Source organism: Nocardiopsis sp. RV163 (assembly GCF_001029525.1).
Lineage (GTDB): Bacteria > Actinomycetota > Actinomycetes > Streptosporangiales > Streptosporangiaceae > Nocardiopsis > Nocardiopsis dassonvillei.
On sequence record NZ_LEKI01000254.1, the window covers coordinates 1 to 4,763 of the forward strand.

Annotated in this window: 4 protein-coding genes and 1 riboswitch; of the genes, 3 read left to right on the top strand and 1 reads right to left on the bottom strand. The window is 72.7% G+C overall.

Annotation, left to right across the window (positions count from 1 at the left end; genetic code table 11):
* Positions 1–1,134 (top strand): AMP-binding protein (locus tag ABD54_RS25405; RefSeq protein ID WP_047872080.1); only part of this gene is annotated, 1,134 nt, incomplete at its 5' end.
* Between the two features lie 232 nt (positions 1,135–1,366).
* A complete protein-coding gene (locus ABD54_RS25410) occupies positions 1,367–2,422 on the top strand; it encodes a 3-deoxy-7-phosphoheptulonate synthase (protein WP_047872081.1) in 1,056 nt (351 codons plus the stop codon).
* Between the two features lie 76 nt (positions 2,423–2,498).
* On the opposite strand, the gene ABD54_RS25415 is transcribed toward ABD54_RS25410, so the two are convergent.
* A complete protein-coding gene (locus ABD54_RS25415) occupies positions 2,499–3,428 on the bottom strand; it encodes a serine hydrolase (protein ID WP_047872082.1) in 930 nt (309 codons plus the stop codon).
* Between the two features lie 227 nt (positions 3,429–3,655).
* A riboswitch (glycine riboswitch) is annotated at positions 3,656–3,757 on the top strand.
* Between the two features lie 144 nt (positions 3,758–3,901).
* Here ABD54_RS25415 and gcvT point away from each other — a divergent pair.
* The coding region (gene gcvT / locus ABD54_RS25420) for a glycine cleavage system aminomethyltransferase GcvT (protein ID WP_047872083.1) at positions 3,902–4,763 on the top strand (862 nt) is incomplete at its 3' end.

Consider the following 4,763-nt stretch of genomic DNA (forward strand, 5'->3'; position numbering starts at 1 on the left):
ACCCACCCCGACGACCCCCTGCTGCTCTACTTCACCTCCGGCACCGCCGCCGAGCCCAAACTGGTCGTGCACACCCAGCGCTCGTACCCGGTGGGGCACCTGTCGACCATGTACTGGCTGGGCGTGCGGCCGGGAGACGTCCACCTCAACGTGTCCGAGCCGGGGTGGGCCAAGCACGCCTACGGGAGCGTGTTCGCCCCGTGGAACGCCGAGGCGACGGTGCTGGTCGTCAACCAGGAGCGCTTCGACGCGGCGGGACTGCTGGACGCGGTCGTGCGCTGCGGGGTGGACACGCTGTGCGCGCCGCCGACGGTGTGGCGGACGCTGGCGCGGGCCGGTCCCGCCGCGTGGGACGTGGGGCTGCGCGAGGCGGTGGCCGCCGGGGAGCCGCTCAACCCCGAGGTGGTGGACCGCGTGCGCGAGGCGTGGGGCGTGACAGTGCGCGACGGGTTCGGGCAGACCGAGACGACCATGCTGCTGGGCAACGGCCCCGGTCAGCGGGTGGTGCGCGGGTCTGTGGGGCGCGAGATGCCGGGCTACGACGTGGTGCTGGCGGACCCGGCCACCGGGGAGCCCGCCGACACCGGGCAGATCTGCGTGGACCTGTCCCGGGAGCCGGTGGGGGTGATGAAAGGCTACGCCGACAACCCCGGCCTCAGCCGCGAGGTGGTCCGCGGGGACCTCTACCGCACCGGTGACATCGCCAGCCGGGATTCGAACGGTTACATTACCTATATCGGTCGATCCGACGACGTGTTCAAGGCCTCAGATTACCGCATCTCACCATTCGAACTCGAAAGCGTTCTGGTCGAGCACGAATACGTGGCCGAGGCGGCCGTCGTTCCCTCCCCCGACCCGCTGCGCCTGGCGGTGGCCAAGGCGTACGTGGCCCTGGCCGAGGGGGTGGCCCCCGACGCCGAGACCGCGCGGTCGATCCTGGCCCACGCCCGCGAGCGCCTGTCTCCGCACCAGATGGTGCGCCGCCTGGAGTTCGGTGAGCTGCCCAAGACCGTCTCCGGTAAGATCCGTCGCGTGCAGCTGCGTCGTGCCGAGGCCGAGCGCGGCACGGTCACCGGCGGAGCGCGCAACCCGCGCGAGTACTGGGAGGAGGACCTCCCGGAGAGGGAGCGGTGACCGGCCGGGCTCCGGAGCCGCCCCGACGGAAATGGCAGTGGGAACCGGAAGAATTCCGTCTCACTAAATGAGACGCTTTTCGGCGCCCGAAACCGGTGTGGTGTTTTCTGTCACGTGAACCGTACAGGCCGACGCGGCAGCGGAGCGCCGAACCGTCCGCGCTACTGTTTTCATAAGACGGTTTTCGTGGCGACAGCGGAAAACACGACAGACGGGACCCGAGGGGAACACCATGCCGAGCACCAACGACACCCGGGTGGCCAGTTACACGCCGCTCATAGCGCCCCGGGACCTGCTGGCCGAGCTTCCGCTGGGCGCCGAGCGCAGCGCCCTGGTCGAGGAATCCCGCGCCGAGGTCAAGCGGGTCCTGGACGGTGACGACGACCGCCTGCTGGTCGTCGTGGGCCCCTGCTCGGTGCACGACCCCGAGTCCGCCATGGACTACGCCCGGCGCCTGAAGGAGCTCGTGCCCTCCCTGCGCGAGGAGCTGTGCGTCGTGATGCGGGTGTACTTCGAGAAGCCGCGCACCACCGTCGGCTGGAAGGGCCTGATCAACGACCCCGGCCTGGACGACACCTACGACGTGCACCGCGGTCTGCGCACCGCGCGCAAACTGCTGCTGGACATCAACTCGCTCGGCCTGCCCGCCGGGACGGAGTTCCTCGACCCCATCACCCCGCAGTACATCGCCGACGTCGTCGCCTGGGGCGCGATCGGGGCCCGCACAACCGAGAGCCAGGTGCACCGCCAGCTGAGCAGCGGCCTGAGCACCCCCGTGGGCTTCAAGAACGGCACGGACGGCGACGTCCAGGTGGCCGTGGACGCGGTCGGCGCCGCCGCCGCCTCGCACACCTTCTTCGGTATCGACCCCACCGGCGCCGGTTCGGTGGTCGTCACCGAGGGCAACCCGGACTGCCACGTCATCCTGCGCGGCGGCCGCAGCGGCCCCAACTTCGACGCCGGGTCGGTCGACGCCGCCCTGGACGTCATCGAGGGCGCCGGGCTGCCCCGCCGCCTGATGGTCGACGCCAGCCACGCCAACAGCGGCAAGGACCACACCCGCCAGCCCGGTGTGACCGCCGCGATCGCCGCCCAGGTCGCCGAGGGCCAGAAAGGCGTCATCGGCGTGATGCTGGAGAGCTTCATCGTCGAGGGGGCCCAGAAGCTCGGCGACCCCGCCGCCCTGACGTACGGCCAGTCGATCACCGACAAGTGCATGGGCTGGGAGACCACCGGCGAGGTGCTGACCCAGTTGGCCGAGGCCGTGCGCCAGCGCCGCAAGGCCTAGCCGCCACCGGACGCCGCGCGTCGGCCCGCTCCCGCGACGGGGGCGGGCAGACGCGCGTCGCGGGGCCGCACGGTGTTCAGACGGTGCGCTCCTCCTCGGGCAGGACCTCCAGTTCCACGAGCATCTCCCGCCCAAGGGACTCGCTCAGCCCGGCGTCCTGGTCCCCCTCCGGCTCGACACGCAGCGCGAACGTGTACAGGTCCTCGCCGCTCTCGACCCAGCCGACCCACCAGCCCGGCGCGGAAGCGGCCTCCGCGTCCCGCCCGGCCTTCGCGTGGAGGGCGTAGCCGTCGCCCTCCTCCAAGGCGGCGAGTTCGCGCACCGCCTCCTGGTGCGCGTCGTCCACGGGCAGTTCGTCGCGGGCCAGCCTCGCCAGGAAGTCGGTCTGCTCCATCGCGGAGATCTCCAGCGGCCCCTCCAGCCAGAACCGGTCCAGCGCCCGCGCGTCGCCCACCGAACGGTTGCCGTAGTCCAGCCGGTCCACCCAGGCCGCCATCGGCCCGTGCCCGACCCGGCGGGCCACCTCCCGGTAGACGGGGACGTTCGAGGCGGGCAGTGCCTCGCTCAGGGCCATGTCCCGCTCCCGCCGGTCGACGGGCCGGGGCCCGCCCCCGTGGGTCACCACCTCGTCCACGTCTCCGACGGCGCCCGTCTGGAGCCCCACCAGGGTGCTGACGAGGTCGAAGGTGGACGCGGGGACCGCGCGCTCGCGCGCCAGCTCCGGCTCCACCACGGTCGCCTGCCGCTCCATCACGTCGTGGAGCACGAAGGTGCCCTCCACACCCGCTTCGGCGAACACCGCCTCCAGGTCCTCGCGCTCGACGGCGGCCAGGTCACCCCGTGTCAGGGGCGGGGGCCCGGTCTCCGCCCCCTCCCGGACGCGCTCGTCCGGCCCCCGCGCTCCGTCCACGGCCCCGGCGCACCCCGTGCCCGCGGCCAGGGACAGGACGCATCCGGCCGCGAGCGAGCGCGCGGCGCGCGCCGCCCTCCCGGTGTCGGTTCGCATCAGTCTCCCTCCCCGGTCGGTACTCACCGGACACGCTAATCCCCGACCTCCCGCCCCAGGGTGGAGGCGGCCTGGGTGTCGGACACCGGGGGCGGCGCCGGGAGGGCACCGCGAACACGGCGCGGACGGCGCGGACGGCGCCGCTCACGGGCACCTCGTCGGCCCTTCCACCCGGGCCGGGCACCCTTGGGCGCCGTTCACGGCCGCTGCTAGGCTGAACGTGTTGCTGACCCCGTACGGGAGAGTGCCCGCGTATCCAGCGCGGGCCGCCGAAGGAGCAATCCCTCCCCGAAGACAACCTCTCAGGCACAGCGGACCGTACGGGCGAGACCACTCTGGAAAGCAGGGACAGCCGTCCCTCGCCGAAGGTGCAAGCCGCGCCGAGCGCACGGCGAAGCTCTCAGGCACAGATGACAGAGGGGGAGGATGGCAACGCCACTCACGTCACGACGCCCATCCTCTCGGGAGTGCCCATGTCAGATGCCGCATCCGCGCCGCGCGCGACAGCGCTGCGCGAGGTCCACGAGAAGGCCGGCGCGGCCCTCGTCGACTTCGCCGGGTGGCTCATGCCGCTGCGCTACGGCAGCGAGACCGCCGAGCACCGGGCGGTGCGCGAGGCCGCGGGCCTGTTCGACCTCTCCCACATGGGCGAGATCCGGCTGACCGGCCCGCAGGCCGCCCAGGCCCTCGACCACGCGCTGGTCGGCCACCTGTCCCGGGTCAAGGTGGGGCGCGCCCGCTACTCCATGATCACCGCCGAGGACGGCGGTGTCCTGGACGACCTCATCGTCTACCGGCTGCGCGAGGACGAGTACCTCGTCGTGGCCAACGCAGCCAACACCGCGGTGGTCGCCCCCGCCCTGGCCGAGCGGGCCGCGGGCTTCGACGTGGAGGTCCGCGACGAGTCGGCCGAGTACGCGCTGATCGCCGTCCAGGGGCCCCGCGCCGTCGACGTCCTGGCGCCGCTGACCGACGCCGACCTGGACGGCATCCGCTACTACGCGGGGTACGAGCACACCGTCGCCGGTGAGCCCGTCCTGCTCGCCCGCACCGGCTACACCGGCGAGGACGGCTTCGAGATCTTCGTCAGCCCCGCGGACCGGGCCCCCGAGGTGTGGCGGGCCCTCATGGCCGAGGGCGAGCGGCACGGCCTCGTCCCCGCCGGGCTCTCCGCGCGCGACACCCTGCGCATGGAGGCCGGGATGCCGCTGTACGGGCAGGAGCTGACCGCCGACCTCACCCCCTTCGACGCCGGTCTGGGCCGGGTCGTGAAGTTCGACAAGGGCGACTTCGTGGGCCGCGCGGCCCTGGAGGAGGCCTCCCGCTCCTCCGAGC